Raw genomic sequence first — 17720 nt, 5'->3', positions numbered from 1 at the left:
ATATCGTGGCATGATGTGTCCTTGTTGCCCCCATTTGGATTATTCTTTAGGGGTGACAACTATCCTGCCATAGGGGGACATTGCTATACGTAAAATGATGAATCATAAGATAATACTTAATGGTAAAGAACAAAATAACTCACCCTATGATTTGCTTATGCAATACTATAATAATCAGTCGAATTTGAATTTAATCAATACTTTTCAGTAGGAAAACGCTATGTTAATTAAACTAGCTAAAATATTTTTATGTTTGCAATTTAGTCTATTGTTCGGATGTGCTTTTAATCCAATAAAACCGACTGAAGACTTGAATATGCACTATATGAATGTGAATGCCTATGAGTTTAATAAATCGTTCAATGGTATATTTTGCGCGGATGATGCCTTTTTTGGACTATATGAAGATGAGTCATCCCCACCTATTCGAATCGCTATTTTAAAAGACTACAAAAAATCAAAGCTCAGTTATTATGAAAATATTGTAGGCGGTATAATTTTATACGATCCTAATAGTCAAATAAATATTTTTGATAAAAAATTTTTTTCGGATTATCCTCTATACGAAAAGCAGTGTGGTATAGGAAAAGAATATCCTTATATATATAGTTTTAAATTTTCATTACAAATACAGGATGATTCTGATGATAAATACTTTAAGGAGCAAAAAGAGATTATTAATCAACTTAAAACCAAAAAATATCTAGATGTTGTTTTAATCAGATCACCATTTATGAGTATTAGCCGACCAATTTTGATTTCAGAAAATCCTATAAGATTAAATTTTACTAATGAGCAAATTCATCAGATTTTAAATAACTACAATCAATCTACAGAGCCATCAGTTCATGGAAATCAATTGCAAGTTGTAAGTTAGCCTTTTTAACATAGTTAGTTCAAAATAAAAGTGTTATGGTTAGGACAAACATCATAAAACAATTTAGATAAGTCATTTTCCATCCAGCCTTGGCGTAAAAACTTCACCTGAGCCCATTTTTTCTCCCACTCGAGCACAGCTCTCGTCTTGCGCTCGGGCAAAGCAATGCTTTGCTTTATCCTCGCTCAGGATTCAGATCAGGGCTGTACTGCGGCAACCAAAGAATACGATGACCATGTCTATTCAGTAGCTTTTGAATACGCTTACTCTTATGAAATCTGGCGTTATCCATCACAATCACGCATTTGGTTTTAAGACTTGGGATTAGTTTGTGTTTGCACCAGTGATAGAAGACGATGCTGTTGATGTTTGTCTCAAAGTAATCAAGCGCAAACAGCATTTTTCCATAGAGAGCACTGATGATATTAGTACGCTTTTTTGCTTGCTAGTTGTAGCTATCGATACAGGATTTTCCTATAGGTGCATAGCCGTAAGGTCTGATAGTTTCAGCCTCAAAGCCGCTCTCATCCATATAAACAATGGGATAGCCTTGCTGCATAAAACTATTAAGCTTACTCTGGTACTTCGCTCTTTTAATCGGACAGGCTTTTGGGTGTTCCAAGGTCTTTTTTTTTGACTGATGCCAAGGCGCTTTAGAGCATTAAAAATCCCTGTCTTGCTACAGCTCAAGCGGCGGGCTCTTTCATAGTTATAATCATCGGGATATCTTTTTACGTCTTCAATTAAGGCGTCATCAGATATTTTAGGGAATAAATTCTGCTGCCAGCTGTGAATGGTGCTGGTACTAAGTCCATAAAATAGAGCAGCTTCTCGGACAGTCATGCCATCAGCGATGCTAGAAAGCACCTGTTTGCGATAGTCTACTGAATAAGTCATCGTTTATTTCATTAAATGTGATTGTTAATAAGATTGTATCGGTTTTATTTGGATTAGACTATAACACAATGGGTATGTCAATTAAGCGAATTATAGAGCTACCAGAGATTTTGCTTTAAATTTGAAGATATGATTAAAAAGGAAAAAGTATGTTTAGTTTTTTAAAGAAAGTCGGGGTGAAGAAATCATCTCATGATAATAGATTTAACGAATGGGAAAAAGAGTTAAGAACTAGAATAATTCCTGAATCTAATTTTTACTATAAAAAGAGTAAAGATTTTAGTAAAACATTTGTAGTTGAGGAGACATCATTAACGACTATGCCAAGCTTCTCTGTCAGGCATTATCTTGAAGAAGCTATATACTTAATATTTACTAAATTTGATGAACAAGTATCCACTGCTTATCTGCAAGTTTCTTTAGACATTGCCAATGCTATATTGGCTTTACCCCAAAGTGAGACTGAACGCTGGAATGGTGAGGATCTATACATAAAAGAAGATAGACCGAGTATATTAATTGATAAATTATTCATTGAGGCTTTATTAGCTGATGAAAATATAGATATGACTGAGTTAGCCTGTGTCAGCGATTCATTACTAAACCATTTAAAAGTATATAAAGGTAGCCTCTGGGAAGATGTGACTCAAAGTCAGTATTTATCTAGCGTCTGGCATCTTATGATAGCAGGGCAGTTACAAGAAGCAAAAGCGCACCTTAGCATTAGAAAGTCATTTCGATATACTGAAAACTTATATAATTGGACAAAGCAGCTTAATAAACTATTGATTGAGCAGCAGTCTGGCGCAGAGGTAGGTGCTGAGCTTGATGCAATGTTTGACGAGGTATTCGATATTATTCGCTCTCCATATTGGAAAACTGATCGCCAAAAAGAAGAAAATAGATTTCCTATAACGATGAATCCAAATTATGTACGCTTGCAACTGGCGATTATTAGATGGTTATACGTTGAAAAACAGCCATTAAAAGGGCATTGGAATGAGGTTTTGGCGCAAGTTTCGAGATAATACATTATGATTTTTTTGAGATTAAAATGAGCGATGATCCAATTAAAATAGTTGCTAAGCTTGATGATGATAAAGAATACAGCTTAGCCCCATTTATTGAATACTTTATTGATCGAGGGTTTAATATCCGTGCCAGTCAAATTGACAAAGAGTCGTTGCCGAAATCTTTACAAGATAAACTTGTTATAGATGAGAATTTTACTTATATATCGGGGACGCTTAGGATGTTCTGGGAGGCATTTTTTTTAGGCAACAGCGGTCCAAGTTACCCATTCAATGAGTATAACTATCATAATATTTACTTACCCAATAAAGAGAACATTAGACCTCTTGACCTCTGCCGTCAATCCCGTAGACTTAAACTTGGGAGATTTTAGTTACGCAGCCTGACGATAAAAGTCAAACCACACCTGTCTTGGCGTTTTATAGCCCAAACCCTTGAAGCGGCAGGCGACTACCCCTCTACCTGGTCAGCGATTCAAGCCATCGCCCCTAAGATTGGCTGCACACCTGAGACCCTGCGATCCTGGCATAAAAAGCACATAGACCAAACCATTCCTGCCTCAGTACAAGCCCAAAGCCAAGAGCAACGTATTAAAGCGCTTGAACGCGAGAATAAAGAGCTCAAGCAAGTTAATGAAATCATCAGAAAGGCCGCCGCTTTTTTCGCCCAGGCGGAGCTCGACCGTCCACCGAAATAATGGTCACATTTATCGATGATCACAAGCAGAAATACGGGATCGAGCCAATCTGTAGAGTCCTACCGATTGCCCCATCAACCTACTACCGTACTAAAGACTTGGAGAGTTACCCTGAAAAACGCTCGTTTCGTCAGCAACATGACGACTATTATATCAGTGAAATCAAACGTATTTGGCAGGACAGCAAATGCCGTTACGGTGTTCGTAAAGTCTGGCAGCAGATGAAGGCGGATGGGATATCTGTGGCTCGTTGCACCGTAGAGCGATTGATGAGAGAGCATGGCCTACAAGGCGTTTGGCGCGGTAAGGGTAAGATTACCACCAACAGCCGTGACGACCAAAAACGCGCCTATGACCTAGTCAATCGTAACTTTAATGCACGTCAACCTAATCAGCTATGGGTAGCTGACTTCACCTATATAAAAACAACTAGCGGCTGGGTATATACCGCTTTTATTATTGATGTATTTGCTCGCGCTATCGTTGGCTGGAAAGTATCAGATCGTATGAACACTGATATGGTGATGGCAGCACTAAACCAAGCCATTGCAGACAGAAACCATCCTAAAGATGTGATTCATCATAGTGATAGAGGTGTTCAGTACTTATCCATTCGCTATACTGAGAAGATGGCTGATTCTGGCGTCATTGCATCTGTTGGTACAACCGGTAATTCATACGATAATGCGTTGGCTGAAACGGTTAACGGGCTTTATAAAACGGAGGTGATTGATTATTTAAAACAGCAGTGGCGGGATGCGTGTGATGTTGAATTAGCAACCCTAGAATGGGTCGATTGGTTTAACAAAACTCGCATTCATAGTACGATTAGTTATGTGTCGCCTTTTGAGTTTGAGAGACGATACTATGATAGTTTTATTGAGTCAGACAAAGCTGCCTGACTCAAGCAATCAAGTCTCCGATATAGTCGGGGCGGTTCATGACTGGGTAAAAGGATGGTTTAAATAATGTTTTTATATTCAAAAAGTTTTGAAGATGATGTGAGTGAAAAAGAGCGTGTAAAGCGTATGAATGTCGATTATCGTCATAATGGTAAGCTGTGGAAGTACCATAGTAAGTTTCATAAATGGATTGAGAAAATTGATAATGAGTTTGCAAGACAGAAGCTTGAATGGATGAGTCAGGACATTGAAGATGGCTTTGCCAGTTATTATGCGCATTTCGTTTTTTTACAGCAGCATATAGAGCAGCCATGGATTAATGAAATTTGTCTCAAGTATTATTCAAACGATTCTTTAGTAAACTTTGATAAAGCTTCAACTTCAGTTATTGAGGGTATAGAGAATAAGTTAATCATTCCTAGAGATCAATATCAAAATATCTATGCCCCTATCAATAATTCGAATGAAGAAATAATAAAAGAACTTGATCTTTATTATTATGACATGAGAGTAGATGCTCTCTATAAAGAGCTAACCGCCGAAGCAGATGATCCTGATGAAAAGTTCATGATTTTTTGGGAGGTAACAAAAGCATTCGAGCTTGAGCTTGAACAACTCGAAGAAAAGCAGTGGCGAGGTATAGAGATTGATCTTGCAGGATTTGAGCCAGCGCCGCATCATCTGCCACCTTCAAGCTATGAGGACTACGGTAGAACAGTCCTTGATTATGAATCCGTTCCGGACGTTAATTTTTTACTCTATTCTCCTGAGCCATATATCAAACTAGGGCAGATATATTTCGAAGGCTTTGAATATCAAGAACAATTAAGTGATAAAGCTTTTAAAGTCTTTACTAAACCAATTAATAATGATTATCAATGGGCACTTAGCTTATTCGCCTCTGGCGGTATGATTTGGCATAGTTTTGTACCTTTATTAATGATTATCTCTACCAATCAGAATCGACCAATTAAACCTAAGAATGTTGTTTACCAAGAATTATGTCTATCCTTATCTATCGGTGGTAATACAGAAGGACGTGCTTTACAACTAAAGAAGTTTAATTATATCAATCGCTATGTCAACCGTTATATTGATTGGATACAAGACAAGGTAATGGCGGTAATAGAGAGCGAGTAGCGCAAAGCTTCACCCTCACATATAGCTACGATGACAACGGTCGGGTTAAGACACGCACCCTGCCCAGTGGTGACGTCATCGAATACGCCTATAATGGTGAAGATAAGAAGAAAGTTGGCATACTCAGTGGCATCTATCTAAAAGGACTCTGGGACAAACCAATTGTCACAGGTATGAACCAAGACCAAGATACCAGCCTAGTGCAGCAGTTTAATTTTGGTAATGGTATTGCCAACACCCTTCAAAAAGACAAAAATGGTCGCATCGTCTTAGCAGGGAACCCAAAAGTTGGGCAGACCATGACCCCTGCCGTCAAATCCGTACAGTCAAACTTGGGAGATTTTAATTACGCAGCCTGACGATAATAATCAAACCACACCTGTCTTGGCGATTTATAGCCCAAGCCCTTTTGAATTCTTGTTTGGTTGTAGTACAGCTCAATATAGCCAATGATATCGCTGATGGCTGCAAACCTTGTTTTATAGTCTTGGTGATACACTAATTCATTCTTTAGTGTGCCCCAGAAGCTCTCTATGGGCGCATTGTCACCCCCTATGGCAGGATAGTTGTCACCCCTAAAGAATAATCCAAATGGGGGCAACAAGGACACATCATGCCACGATATAGCGAAGAACGTAAACAGGCTATACTCAGCAAACTGCTACCCCCGCTGAGCCTAAGTGTTGCCGAGGTTTCAAGAAGTGAAGGCATCGGATTACAGACCCTGTATAATTGGCGTGCCCAAGCTAGAGAACAAGGTCACCCCATGCCATCGAACCATAAAACCCCTGATGACTGGTCAAGCGAAACCAAGCTTGCCACCATTATAGAGACGGCCACCCTAAGCGAGAGTGAACTTAGTGAATACTGCCGCAGCAAAGGCCTATATGTTGAGCAAATCAAAGCGTGGCGTACTGACGCCTTACAAGGCTTTAGCAGCAGCAAACAACAAAGCCTGAAAGACAAGCGTCAGCAGCAGAGCGATCGCAAACAGATCAAACAACTCACCCGAGAGCTTGCTCGAAAAGAAAAGGCTTTAGCTGAAACTGCCGCCTTACTGGTACTGCGAAAAAAGCTGGATGCGTTTTGGGAGGAGCGCGAGGACGACTGACCTCGCTTCCAGAGCGCAAACAATACATCGCATGGATACAAGAGGCAAATCACTCAGGAGCCAGACTTAACCTTGCCTGTATTGAAGTTGGCATTAGCATCCGCACCTATCGGCGCTGGTACCGCGCAGGTCACGTGAATGGTGATAAACGGTGTGACGTCGTGCGCCAAGCTCCTAAGAATAAACTGAGCGCCTCTGAACAAGCCGCCATTATTGCCGTGTGCAATCAGCCCCGCTTTGCCAGTCTGCCGCCCACCCAAATTGTACCGACCCTGCTTGATGAGGGGATATATCATGGCTCAGAGTCTACCTTTTATCGGGTGCTGAGGCAGCATGAGCAATTGGCTCACCGCGGTCGTGCACTTGCCCCTAAAGCCTCAAGCGCCCCAAAGACCTTTACTGCCACTGGCCCTTGCCAAGTGTTCTGCTGGGATATCACCTATCTGCCAAGTCCGGTACGGGGTCAGTTCTATTATTTGTACATGATAGAGGATGTCTATAGCCGTAAAATTGTTGGCTGGGAGGTTTATGACCACGAGTCAGGTGTACTGGCAGCTCAGCTGCTTGAGCGTACTTTAATCAGTGAGAATGCATTGCACACTGGGGTGGTGCTACACTCAGACAATGGGGCACCGATGAAAGCTCAAACCATGCGCATGAAAGCGTATGAGCTTGGGGTACTCACCTCTTACAGCAGACCGCGTGTCAGTAATGACAACCCGTTTGCAGAGTCTTTATTTAAAACCTGCAAGTATCGCCCTAATTGGCCTATCGATGGCTTTAAGAGCTTAGATGCGGCAAGACGATGGATGCTGAGCTTCACGCGCTGGTACAACAATGAGCATAAGCACAGTCAGCTGAACTTTGTGACGCCCAATCAGCGCCATACGGGTGAGGATAAGGAAGTACTGGCGAAGCGTCTGCTCACGATGCAGCGCGCTAAAGATGAAAACCCGATACGCTGGGGAACTCAGGAGGTGAGGAACTGCGAGCCTGTAGGGCCAACAACGCTAAATCCTGTAAAAGAGCAACAACAGCAAAGATTACAAGCCGCTTAATTTAGCTTGATGGTGACAACTACCTTGAAAAACTCCGAGAGTTTAGGAGTACCATTTCCAGATCATCCCCTTTTACTCACCGCACTCTTAGCCCTCCTATTACTTTCAGGGCGCGCTACTCAGAGCTTAGAGAATCTTCAAGTTGTTCATACAAATACCAGTCGTTATAGAAGTTAAGCAGCCGTTGCAAATTGCCACTTAGTTTCCCACAAAATATGATGGCCGATTCACGGCTATGGGTTCTAGATATTTGGCAGTTATTAATAACTCTCTTGCTATATCTAGAGATAATGAGGTGACGACCAAAAATAATACTTGTTTACTGGTGCTAGCGGTCACTTCTTTTTCTTAGGATGCGGATACTGATACTCTTACCTTTGAAGAAAAATCTTATAAATTGGAAATGAGCTTTATCTTGGCAATACTGTATTTTTTTATCCTAACGCGAATATTACCGATCAGATAATTAGATAAAAGGTGGCTTGGTAGCTGAACTGGATAGACCATTACTTAAACTTTAAAAGCTGATTTTCCAGATAGCTTTAATAAATAAATAATTTAAAAACGGTAATATAAATAATACACGTAAAAACGTAAGTATAATTATTCAACATTTAACGAATATAAATATTGAATAATTACACATTTTTAGTGACCAAAATAAGGTATGTGACTCATATAAAATATCTTAAATTGTGCTAAACGTCATAGCTATCTATTGATTATATTCCTTGATATATATAGTACTACAGGTTAATATACTTTAAGATTCTTTTAAATAGTTTAGTGGTTCTAGCCTGTCACGCCGGGGGTCGCGGGTTCGAGTCCCGTCCGCTGCGCCATATTTAAAACTTGGTTTTTAATAAAATTATTAAGTACAAAGTTTCAGCCTCAAGTATTCATTTACTTGAGGTTTTTTTGTGCTTGTTGATTTGTATTAGCTATTAATTGCTACTTAGCCTATATCATTTTATCTAAAAACTTCTCTTTAAAATCCCGTACGGAACAGCGTACCAACCACGACGAACGCCACTGAAAATAACGTCACCAGAATAATATTGATGGCAAACCCATTCAAATTATTAGCGGATAAGCGTGGTATGACCCAAAAGCGCGCATGCATCGCGACTAGTGCCGTCAGTAATAACAAACTCAGCTTTATACCAATCAAGACACTGATGTCATTATCAAAGGCAAACCACATCTCTATGTTAGGTAATATCTTATATGCCATCCATAATCCAGTGATGATTTGAATGGCTAATGCCGGCATACCAATTTTTTCAAACTGACCTTCAAATTGTAACAATGCGTCTAAATTACGTGAAGATAGCACTTTTGGCAACACCACTAATGCTAGTATTAAATGACCACCTGTCCAAATTGCCGCCCCCAGTAAATGCAAAATTAAAAGATAGTTAAACATAAAATATGACTCCAAATAATGAATCAATCATGACTTCTCGAAGCATTAAGGTATTTAATTATGAAACGCGCCAATCAATTGCAGCCGCTGTCACGCCAGCACCATCTTGGGCTTAATCTGTCTCGCCATGCCAAAGAAAGCTTGGATGAACCCGAAGAGATTGCCAAACATTGGGACAATCTTACCTCTTATATTAATGATATGGCTTACCACTTCCAAATTGAAGACAACTTAATCGCTAATGCTTTAGAGCCGTATCGCGCTACTGAATCCGATGTGGCGTCAGTACTCGATACCCTTGATGGACAGCATAAGCAATTACATCAACTGATAAATACGGTCGAACAATCACAAAAATCTGGCAATAAAGAGGTCAGCGTGGCACAAGTTCATGAGCTTGGCACCCTATTATACGACCATATTCGCTTTGAAGAGCGCGAGTTATACCCGACGGTAGAAAAATATTTAACGGAAGCAGAATTAGATGCGGTTTATGAAGCCAGCCCTGATAGCATTAAGCGCCCTGATGAGAGTCGATAGAATATTATCTAAGTACTTTATTTAAAGTTGACTTTATATAAGCTGTTTAGGATAGGTAAACTTATATCATAGTTTTTTAGTCGTGGATTCTATCTTTGTATGTTATTACGCATAAAATTACCCCATAAGCTATATTAACTTATGAGGTAAAATAAAACTATTTGTTCCATTTCAAATAATTATTTTTAAACCATCGTTGTAAATAACGATTATCCAAAAACAGCGACTTTACTCTGTCTCACCATCCTGCCAATGAAGATGCTGTGCGTTGAGTGATAAAGCCGTCTGGCGTTTGACCATTATCTGCTTGCCAGCGCTGGAACGCCTTACGCGTATTGGTACCAACGATGCCATCAGCGCCTTTGGTATCATAACCCATGCTGGTTAAACGCTGCTGCAAATTACGCACTTGCGCGGTCGATAATGGACGCTCATAGCGCGGCCATGATTTTTGTAAGCCGCTCTGACCTGCCAGCGCTTTACCAAGTAAGCTCACACCAAGCGCATAGTTTGATGAGTTGTTGTAAACCTTGATGACATCAAAGTTTGGGCTAAGTAATAGGACGGGACCATCTTTACCAGCAGGTAGCCATAGCTCCATTTGCGTATTGGCATCTAAGTAAACATCAGCGATAGTATCCACGCCCATCGCTGCCCATCTAGCCGCAGGTTGCTTGGTACCAACCGTTGAGTAATCAAACGACGCAGGTACAGTCGCTTCATAAAATGGCGCAAGGCCTCGCACCCAACCTGAGTTACTCAGATAGTTGGCAGTAGAGGCCAAAGCATCGCTCGTTGACCATGGGTTACGATGACCATTGCCGTCACCATCAACGCCGTGTTTCAGCCAAGTATCAGGGATAAACTGCGTCTGTCCCATGCCACCTGCCCAAGAACCATCGAGCTGTGACCAAGAGACATCGCCGCGCTGTAATAGTGTCGCTAGAGACAATAACTGAGTTTCAGCGAACTCTTGGCGGCGCCCATCATAAGCAAGGCTAGCAAGCGAGCTTGGAATACTGCTATTGCCCGTTACCACGCCGTATGACGACTCCATACCCCAAATCGCGGCGATGATTTCTGCATTGACGCCGTACTGCGACTCTAACTGTGATAAAAAGGCGCGTTGCTCGGCAAACTTACGCTTACCTGTGCTGACACGGCCATCTGATACGGCAGAATCGACATATTCCCAAGGCATTTTAGAAAACTCTGGCTGCCCTGAATCCAGCGAGATAACTTGCTGATTTAAATAAGCCATGTCCATCAAACGACGCACGGTTGAAGCATCATGACCCGCTGCAATGGCGCGCATCGAAAAGTCAGATTTCCAATCAGAAAAACTGTGATAGCTTGGTTTAGCAACTGGCTGCGGCTTGACGACTGGTACAGGCGTTGGCTTAACCTGAATGGTTTGAGTCTGGGTAATTTGCACATTACCTTGACGTACAGGGGTACTCGGCTTTTGCATTGCCTGCTGGCTGGTACAGCCGACCATGACTAACGCGGGAAACAAGGCAAGGTATTGTTTGTTTAATAACATAAATTTCTCAAATATGAATAAGTAAAGCAACTGATAGCTAATAATTAATAGCGAGCAAGCAATAACAATTAACAACAGCCACTAAAAAATTGCAGCAAATTTAACGTTTTAAAATCTAACGTCCAAGCACCGCACGTGGGTCAATAGGGTTACCATTTAGGCGTACTTGGAACTCTAAGCCGACTTGATTGCTCTCACCGCTGCTACCCATATTTGCAATACGCTGTCCGCGCTGTACTGCTTCACCTTCTTTTACCAGCAAGGCACTGTTATGCGCATAAGCAGTAATGTAGTTATCGCTATGACGAATCATAATCAGGTTGCCATACTCTGACAGGCCGTTACCTGAATACAGCACCGTACCTGATTGGCTGGCAAGCACTGGATCGCCGACATTACCGGCAAACCACATACCCATATTACCGGCAGCAGCATCAAAGTTACGAATCACTTGGTTGCGACTTGGATACTCATAACCAGACGTTGCGTTGGCGGTCACTTCATAAACAGGCGTTTGCGAATAGTTCGGAGTATTATTCACAGGCGGTGTATAGCTCGGCTGTGGCCGTGTTTGAGCAGGGGCGTTATAGCGATTGTTATTATTGGCGTTTACTGGCTCGCCTTGCCATAATTTTAGCCATTGACCACTATAAATCGTATATTTGCTATCTAAGCCATTAATCGCGCCGATTTGGCGATAATTGAGACGATAGCGCGCGGCGATTTGACTGACAGTGTCGCCACGCTGCACACGATAATAATTGGGCACGCCTTGTCCGTTGGTGATAATCTTCGGTCCCTGATTAGCCCCTTGATAGGTGGGTTTGGTGGCACAGCCGACCATCGTCACGGTCGCTGCCGTCAATGTTCCCATCAAGGCTAGGGTTGCTAAGCGCGATCCAGCAATAAGCTTCTTCATACAAGATTTCCTATTCTTTATGTTACTCACAAACTCCTTGTGTTACTCACAAGCATTTTGCTAACGGTTGTAACGTTTAATGTCCTAAACACCATAATATTCATTTAATAACCAATGGTTTTTAGCTCATTCAATAATAAATGGTTTTTAGCGATTTTAAGCTCTAATAAATTTAGTACTAATAAACTTAAGCATTGGCCAATTTAAGCACGGGCAAATATCATCATAAACTTAGATAAATCAGTCAATTTACAGCACTAATTAGAGGGCTAATTACAGTACTAAGGCTGAGAGTGACGCAAGGGTTTCGGTCGGCGTATGATGCAGGCGCACAGGCGATACACTAATATACCCTGCTGCCACCGCTTGATCATCCATCATCTGTATTTCTGCTGATTCAATACTTGCGTCGTCTGTTAACAATTCCCGTTGGCGTTTACGTAACGATAACCAGTAAGCATCGCGTCCGCGTGGATCGACCACGTGATGGACGGGACGTGCAATCTGACTGTGACTCAGCGCTGTTATTTTTCGACCTTTAATCGCATCGGCACTATCAACATCAGGAATATTAACGTTTAATACATGATAGGGCAAATTTTTGCAAGCCTCCAATATCGGTGTATCGGTCATGAGTTTGATAATCTCGTTGGCCGCCATTTGATAATGACTGGCCTGCTGCGCTTCGTCATTTTTTGTGCCGCCACCTACCAAAGAGGTTGCGATAGCTGGTATGCCAAAAAGCTGCGCGGTCAATGCAGCGCCAAAGGTACCCGAAAATAAAACGTCCTGACCGAGATTGGCACCGGAATTGATGCCGGTAATCACCCAGTCAAAATCGCTATGACGATAGAGTTCATGTAACGCCAAATAAACGCAGTCAGCGGGTGAACCATTGACTGCTATAAAACCCGAATCTAACTTATGGGTATACAATGGCGTTGAGATGCTCAAAGCGCTTGCGCAGCCACTTTGCTCGTTGCTTGGCGCAACCACCACCACTTCTGCGATGGTCGACAATGCCTGATAAAGTGCCAATAGCCCTGGCGCATGCACCCCATCATCATTACTTATTAAAATCTTCATTTTTGCCCAATTCAGCTTAATATCGTTATTAATGACCGTCTGTCAGGTCCTCTACTTTTTTATCCTAAAACCGCTATAATCATGCCTACCAAAATTAAGCAAAATAAAGACAGACATTATAGATAGCGCTGTCGCGTTTTAGATTTTGAGCGATTATACCCTACTCGCCTCGCGAGGCGAACCCAGACTTTGAGCAAGTTCAAATTACTATTTGATTTTATTCATAATTTTAATAGTAGCAGTAAGCATCTTTTGCAAAAGGTAAGACGTCGCGGTTACAGTAGGCAACAAGTGACAACACGATCAATTGATACTTTTATGTTGAGGTAACTTAGGGCGATATAATGCTGATATGTTGCTGTAAAGACGGCTTAGCTCACAATATATCTACACATAAATCAATATTTTATGTGACTTTTATTTTTTTACCCATTAACATAGCACCATCAAACAAAGATAAGCGAGTGTAATACTGAATGAAAAATCAATCGATATTATCTATAGCTTCTGTGATAGCAAAGACCGCCTCAAAAGTTGGTCTTGCAGGACTGATAACGTCTATTGCTATGCTGTCTCAAGCGACTCAAGCTGCGTCCAATGCGTCGACTACCATTCCAGTAGATTTATCGGGCATTAATATCACTAAGCATGAAATTGCGGTGATGCATGTGTTATCAGAGATTTGCCCGCCGATGTTAACTGGCAAACAAAAACAGCGCTTTTATAAATCTTATAACGTGCAGCTGCATGAATTGATGCCATCGTTAGAGGATCCAAAAGCGGCTATTCAATACTTGTCTACGCAGCAAGATTATCGTCAAATTCTGCAAGGTATTCGTAGTTGGACCATGGGCTTCTCAAAACAAGAGAACAAAGCCTTATGCGAAGATTTGGCCAATGCTGAATATCATTAATCCGTTTCGATAGAAAAGTAAATCCGCTAAAACCTAGCATCTGGTCAACGTAAATAAACACCTTTACTATTAACGACAATAAAATCTGGTTATTATGACGTGATAGATGCTAGGCAAAAACCTTTGATAATTAGCTTTTAACAAGTGGTCTTATACATTTAAAATAAGCGTTTAAATTAAGCTCATACTGGATTTATTAAATATTGAATTTATATAGATAAATCAGCTTGCTGTATCGTCCGCTCCTAGCAGACGTTGCAGCAAGTTTTTTTATGGATATTAAAAAAGTCGCTATAAATCCAATTTCTAATCGTGAGTAATTTTATTTTATTTATCATTTCCCCATCGAGCGGCATTTTGCTAAGATAAGGCGTTAATTTTATGTCCATCGCTCAGTCGTCAAGGCTTTCAGCAAAAATCTGTTCTGACGCTTAAATTTAAAGCGCTTATGTTAGATTAACTTGAGATTTAGCCTGTGATAGCAGCGATAGATACATTTGGTTTTATGATGCGGTGTAACAATCTATGACAGTAAAGCATGTGAAAAAACAGCTGGTACAGCTGGTAGTGGGCGTTAGTGTTTCTATGAGTGCAATGATGGCGGGCGCAGCCATTCAGCCTCCTGAAATGGACAATACCGCCTATGTATTAATGGACTATAACACGGGTGAGATACTGGCGCAGAAAAACGCCAATCAACCACTGCCACCAGCGTCTTTGACAAAGATGATGACCAGCTACATGATTGAGCAGCGCTTAGCATCAGGTGATCTTAAAGAAGACGAGCAAGTATTGATGAGCGCCAATGCTTGGTGCCGCGGTAGTAGCAGTGAGTCGTGTATGTATGTACCGGTCAATAAATCTGCCAGCGTGATTGATATGCTACGCGGCATCATCATTCAATCAGGTAACGATGCTTCAAAAGCGATGGCCGAACACATCGCTGGTAGCGAAGCTTCGTTTGCGATTTTGATGAATGAAGAAGCCGAAAAAATCGGCATGAAGAATACCCATTTTGTCAATGCCACAGGTATGCCCGATGAAGGTCATGAAGCATCAGCTTTAGACCTAGCAAAACTTTCGCGTGCTATTATCAAAAACAGTGGCGACTATTATGGTCTTTATTCGGAAAAAGAGTTTACCTATAACGGTATCACGCAGGGTAACCGTAACGCCCTACTTGCGACCGACCCAACGGTTGATGGCCTAAAAACAGGTCATACTGACGCCGCAGGCTATTGCTTAGCAGCGTCAAGTAAGCGTGACGATATGCGCCTTATCTCTGTCATTATGGGCACAAAAAGTCAGCAAGCGCGCGCCGATCAGTCACGTGAGTTGCTAAACTGGGGCTTTGGCCACTTTACCACCGTCACTAAAGCGCCCGCTGGTCAGTTTGTCAGCAAAGTACCAGTATGGTTTGGCGAAGCAAAAGAAGTGGAGTTGACAACCGGTGACAGTTTGCAGATTTTGACCAGCAAAACCCAAAAGAATAAAATCACCACCGTGGTCGATATTCCTGAAAGCTTAGAAGCTCCTATCAAAAAAGGTCAAGAAATTGGCAAAATGATGGCGGTAATTGATGGTAAAGCAGTTGCCTCAGTTCCTGTCGTTGCTACGAGCGATATCGAACAATCAGGATTTATGAGCCGTATTTGGCAACGTTTCACGCGCTGGGCACAAAACTTGTTTTAAGCACTTGTCTTAAATCTTTAGCTTAACAATTCGTTCTAAAAGCCATTTGATATTAGATAACAGTGATTAGCGAGTTTAATATAAAAAAGACGCATTTGATGGGCGTCTTTTTTATCGGTATTTTTTTATCTTTAGCCTCATGAACACCGTCATATTTAAGACCAAACCAGCCAGCTTTTTAGCAAATTACTCAGCGCTTTGTCTTCATAGCTCGCTACCTGACAGTAATCTACCCCAGCAGCTTTTAATCCGTGCTCAAAACTATCCAAATGTAGCGCCTGCTGCTGCGAATACCAATACACCAACAAAGCACGATGATCGGTCTCAGAAGCACGAATACGCCTTGCTAAGGCTTCAGCGCTACTTGGTAATACGTCTTCAGCAAACATCACCATATCGAAGTTTTTATCAGCTATTTCATCAATAACCAGCTGTTCATGTTGATAGCAGGTGACACGTGCCCCTAATCGCTGTAACTCCTCTAGCAAAGCGCTGCTATCTTGATAGTAGTAATACATCACGTCGAGTCCAGACAGCAGGTATTGCTGCCGCGATTGACGCTGATTGGACAGCTGCATAGTAACAATAAACTCTGTCCCTACCCCTAGCGTACTATTTACCTCGACACTAGCACCCATCAGCTGCGCCATTTGCTTAACGACCGGCAAGCCAATACCCGTGCCTTCATACTGACGGGTTTGCGATGAATCTACTTGAAAGAACGGATTGAAAATATCTTCTATAAAGCTGCTATCGATACCGATACCGCTATCTTTTATCCGTATCTGCCAGCGGTTGCTGTGGTCGAAATGGGTCAGCTGCGAAGTAACGCTTACTTGCCCTGTTGGGGTAAACTTAATGGCGTTACTCAGTAGGATCGACAGTATCTGCTGGATTTTTTCGGCGTCGCCTTCGAGGCTATAATCAATATGATGAATATGACTGCTCAAATCCAAACCTTTCTGCTTGGCAATAGGTTCATATTCGGACAATAGGTCTGAAATTAATTGTAGCGGATTAAACTCACTGATTTGTAGGCTGATTTGCCCTTTTTGGATTTGATTCAGTTGTATAATTTGATTGAGCGCCAATACCAATTTATCACTGCCATTGTGAATAATCTCAACTGCGTCTTTTTGCTCAGCGTTTAGCTGTTCACCTTCTAATAACTGTAAACCGCCAACGATGGCATTCAATGAAGTTTTTAGCTCATGGGTTATCATACTTTGAAAATTATGCAGCTGCACGTCAAGCGATAAATCTTTTTGATGTAACTGCTGCTCAAACACCGCCAGCGCTGCATAGTCTTTTTTCGACGCTTGCAGGCGATTAAACAAAGTGGTGGTGTATCAGAAAGTATGCTGAGGTAATAAAGGAGAGTGACAGCCGAAGCAAGATGATATATTTGAGGTTATGAAGACACAAATAGATATCAGCTGCCCCGACTGTCACAGTCCCAGTTTAAAGAAAAATGGCATAAAAAGCTATGGTAAGCAGAACTACCAATGCAAGGACTGCAAACGTCAGTTCATTGGCGACCATGCCTTAACTTATCATGGCTGTCACTCTAAAATAGAAGACATCATACGGCTAATGACGGTTAGAGGTTGCGGCGTCAGAGACATAGCCGTTATAGCCTCTATTAGTATTGGTAAAGTCCTTAGCACCATAGGCTCATCGGTCTATAAGATTACACCTAAAAAGCGCTATTATGAACGCTTAGAGGTTGATGAGTTTTGGACTTACGTGTATCGCAAAAAGCGTAAAGTTTGGCTTATTTATGCTTATGACCGCGCTACCAATGAGATTGTTGCTTATGTTTGGGGCAAACGCGACTTAAAAACGGCTCAGAAACTAAGAGCGCGTCTAAAGCAGCTCAAAGTCAG

Annotated in this window: 18 protein-coding genes, 1 pseudogene and 1 other annotated feature; of the genes and pseudogenes, 11 read left to right on the top strand and 8 right to left on the bottom strand. The window is 41.5% G+C overall.

Features of this window, described 5'->3' with window-relative positions; all coding sequences use genetic code 11:
- The first annotated feature begins 220 nt into the window (after positions 1–220).
- Positions 221–877: a hypothetical protein gene (locus FOR85_RS06960; protein WP_144297309.1), complete on the top strand. Its 657-nt coding sequence runs from the start codon at positions 221–223 to the stop codon at positions 875–877.
- Positions 878–1052: 175 nt separating this feature from the next.
- Here the strand turns inward: FOR85_RS06960 and FOR85_RS06955 are convergent, their stop codons facing one another.
- Both FOR85_RS06955 and FOR85_RS06950 read right to left on the bottom strand, forming a co-directional pair.
- A complete protein-coding gene (locus tag FOR85_RS06955) occupies positions 1053–1277 on the bottom strand; it encodes a transposase (RefSeq protein WP_144297308.1) in 225 nt (74 codons plus the stop codon).
- Positions 1278–1351: 74 nt separating this feature from the next.
- Positions 1352–1774, bottom strand: coding sequence for a transposase (locus tag FOR85_RS06950; protein ID WP_223808557.1), 423 nt, complete (start codon positions 1772–1774; stop codon positions 1352–1354).
- Between the two features lie 149 nt (positions 1775–1923).
- Between FOR85_RS06950 and FOR85_RS06945 the strand changes: the two genes are divergently transcribed.
- The 5 genes from FOR85_RS06945 to FOR85_RS06925 all read left to right on the top strand — a co-directional run bounded on the left by FOR85_RS06945 (position 1924) and on the right by FOR85_RS06925 (position 5904).
- A complete protein-coding gene (locus tag FOR85_RS06945; protein WP_144297307.1) occupies positions 1924–2802 on the top strand; it encodes a hypothetical protein in 879 nt (292 codons plus the stop codon).
- A gap of 26 nt (positions 2803–2828) precedes the next feature.
- Positions 2829–3179: a hypothetical protein gene (locus FOR85_RS06940; RefSeq protein WP_144297306.1), complete on the top strand. Its 351-nt coding sequence runs from the start codon at positions 2829–2831 to the stop codon at positions 3177–3179.
- A 9-nt stretch (positions 3180–3188) separates the two neighbouring features.
- A protein-coding gene (locus tag FOR85_RS06935) for an IS3 family transposase (protein WP_373681946.1) occupies positions 3189–4405 on the top strand; the annotation gives its coding sequence in 2 pieces (ribosomal slippage) (positions 3189–3471 and positions 3471–4405; 1218 coding nt in all).
- Positions 3461–3577 (top strand) — a sequence feature (AL1L pseudoknot). Its footprint overlaps the gene before it by 117 nt.
- Before the next feature lie 66 nt (positions 4406–4471).
- Complete coding sequence (locus tag FOR85_RS06930; protein ID WP_144297304.1) at positions 4472–5545, top strand: hypothetical protein; 1074 nt, start codon at positions 4472–4474, stop codon at positions 5543–5545.
- Positions 5503–5904 (top strand): RHS repeat domain-containing protein, encoded by a 402-nt coding sequence (locus tag FOR85_RS06925; RefSeq protein WP_144297303.1) that lies wholly within the window; start codon positions 5503–5505, stop codon positions 5902–5904. The genes FOR85_RS06930 and FOR85_RS06925 overlap by 43 nt, the downstream gene beginning before the upstream one ends.
- Here the strand turns inward: FOR85_RS06925 and FOR85_RS06920 are convergent.
- Positions 5892–6092, bottom strand: a pseudogene (locus FOR85_RS06920) (IS3 family transposase); the annotation flags it as partial. The gene FOR85_RS06925 and the pseudogene FOR85_RS06920 overlap by 13 nt on opposite strands.
- Before the next feature lie 66 nt (positions 6093–6158).
- On the opposite strand from FOR85_RS06920, the gene FOR85_RS06915 reads away from it, so the two are divergent.
- Positions 6159–7714, top strand: a protein-coding gene (locus tag FOR85_RS06915; RefSeq protein WP_144297302.1) for an IS3 family transposase whose coding sequence is annotated in 2 segments (ribosomal slippage) — positions 6159–6624 and positions 6624–7714 — 1557 coding nt in all. Because the reading frame shifts where the segments join, the coding sequence is not laid out codon by codon here.
- Between the two features lie 988 nt (positions 7715–8702).
- Here the strand turns inward: FOR85_RS06915 and FOR85_RS06910 are convergent.
- Entirely contained in the window at positions 8703–9140 is a 438-nt protein-coding gene (locus FOR85_RS06910) for a CopD family protein (protein ID WP_102077377.1), read from the bottom strand.
- 60 nt (positions 9141–9200) lie between these two features.
- Between FOR85_RS06910 and FOR85_RS06905 the strand changes: the two genes are divergently transcribed.
- Complete coding sequence (locus FOR85_RS06905; protein WP_144297301.1) at positions 9201–9680, top strand: hemerythrin domain-containing protein; 480 nt, start codon at positions 9201–9203, stop codon at positions 9678–9680.
- A 238-nt stretch (positions 9681–9918) separates the two neighbouring features.
- On the opposite strand, the gene FOR85_RS06900 is transcribed toward FOR85_RS06905, so the two are convergent.
- The 3 genes from FOR85_RS06900 to surE form a co-directional block, all read right to left on the bottom strand.
- Positions 9919–11223 carry a lytic murein transglycosylase gene (locus FOR85_RS06900; RefSeq protein ID WP_144297300.1) on the bottom strand — a complete coding sequence of 435 codons (1305 nt, stop codon included), beginning with the start codon at positions 11221–11223 and terminating at the stop codon, positions 9919–9921.
- A gap of 115 nt (positions 11224–11338) precedes the next feature.
- Positions 11339–12142 (bottom strand): peptidoglycan DD-metalloendopeptidase family protein, encoded by an 804-nt coding sequence (locus FOR85_RS06895; protein ID WP_144297299.1) that lies wholly within the window; start codon positions 12140–12142, stop codon positions 11339–11341.
- A gap of 273 nt (positions 12143–12415) precedes the next feature.
- Positions 12416–13228, bottom strand: coding sequence for a 5'/3'-nucleotidase SurE (gene surE, locus FOR85_RS06890; RefSeq protein WP_144297298.1), 813 nt, complete (start codon positions 13226–13228; stop codon positions 12416–12418).
- A 476-nt stretch (positions 13229–13704) separates the two neighbouring features.
- Here surE and FOR85_RS06885 point away from each other — a divergent pair, with 476 nt between their 5' ends.
- Both FOR85_RS06885 and FOR85_RS06880 read left to right on the top strand, forming a co-directional pair.
- Positions 13705–14142 carry an MCR_0457 family protein gene (locus FOR85_RS06885; RefSeq protein ID WP_068406636.1) on the top strand — a complete coding sequence of 146 codons (438 nt, stop codon included), beginning with the start codon at positions 13705–13707 and terminating at the stop codon, positions 14140–14142.
- A 525-nt stretch (positions 14143–14667) separates the two neighbouring features.
- On the top strand, positions 14668–15834 hold the full coding sequence (locus FOR85_RS06880; protein ID WP_144297297.1) for a D-alanyl-D-alanine carboxypeptidase family protein: 1167 nt from the start codon (positions 14668–14670) through the stop codon (positions 15832–15834).
- A 155-nt stretch (positions 15835–15989) separates the two neighbouring features.
- On the opposite strand, the gene FOR85_RS06875 is transcribed toward FOR85_RS06880, so the two are convergent.
- Positions 15990–17171 (bottom strand): HAMP domain-containing sensor histidine kinase, encoded by a 1182-nt coding sequence (locus tag FOR85_RS06875; protein WP_144297296.1) that lies wholly within the window; start codon positions 17169–17171, stop codon positions 15990–15992.
- Between the two features lie 76 nt (positions 17172–17247).
- On the opposite strand from FOR85_RS06875, the gene FOR85_RS06870 reads away from it, so the two are divergent.
- On the top strand, positions 17248–17720 hold a 473-nt coding region (locus FOR85_RS06870; protein WP_144297295.1), incomplete at its 3' end, for an IS1 family transposase.

Origin of the sequence: Psychrobacter sp. YGAH215 (assembly GCF_007280595.1) — a bacterium.
Lineage (GTDB): Bacteria > Pseudomonadota > Gammaproteobacteria > Pseudomonadales > Moraxellaceae > Psychrobacter > Psychrobacter faecalis.
Note: the sequence above shows the minus strand (reverse complement) of the source record. Positions and strands in the feature narration are given on the sequence as shown.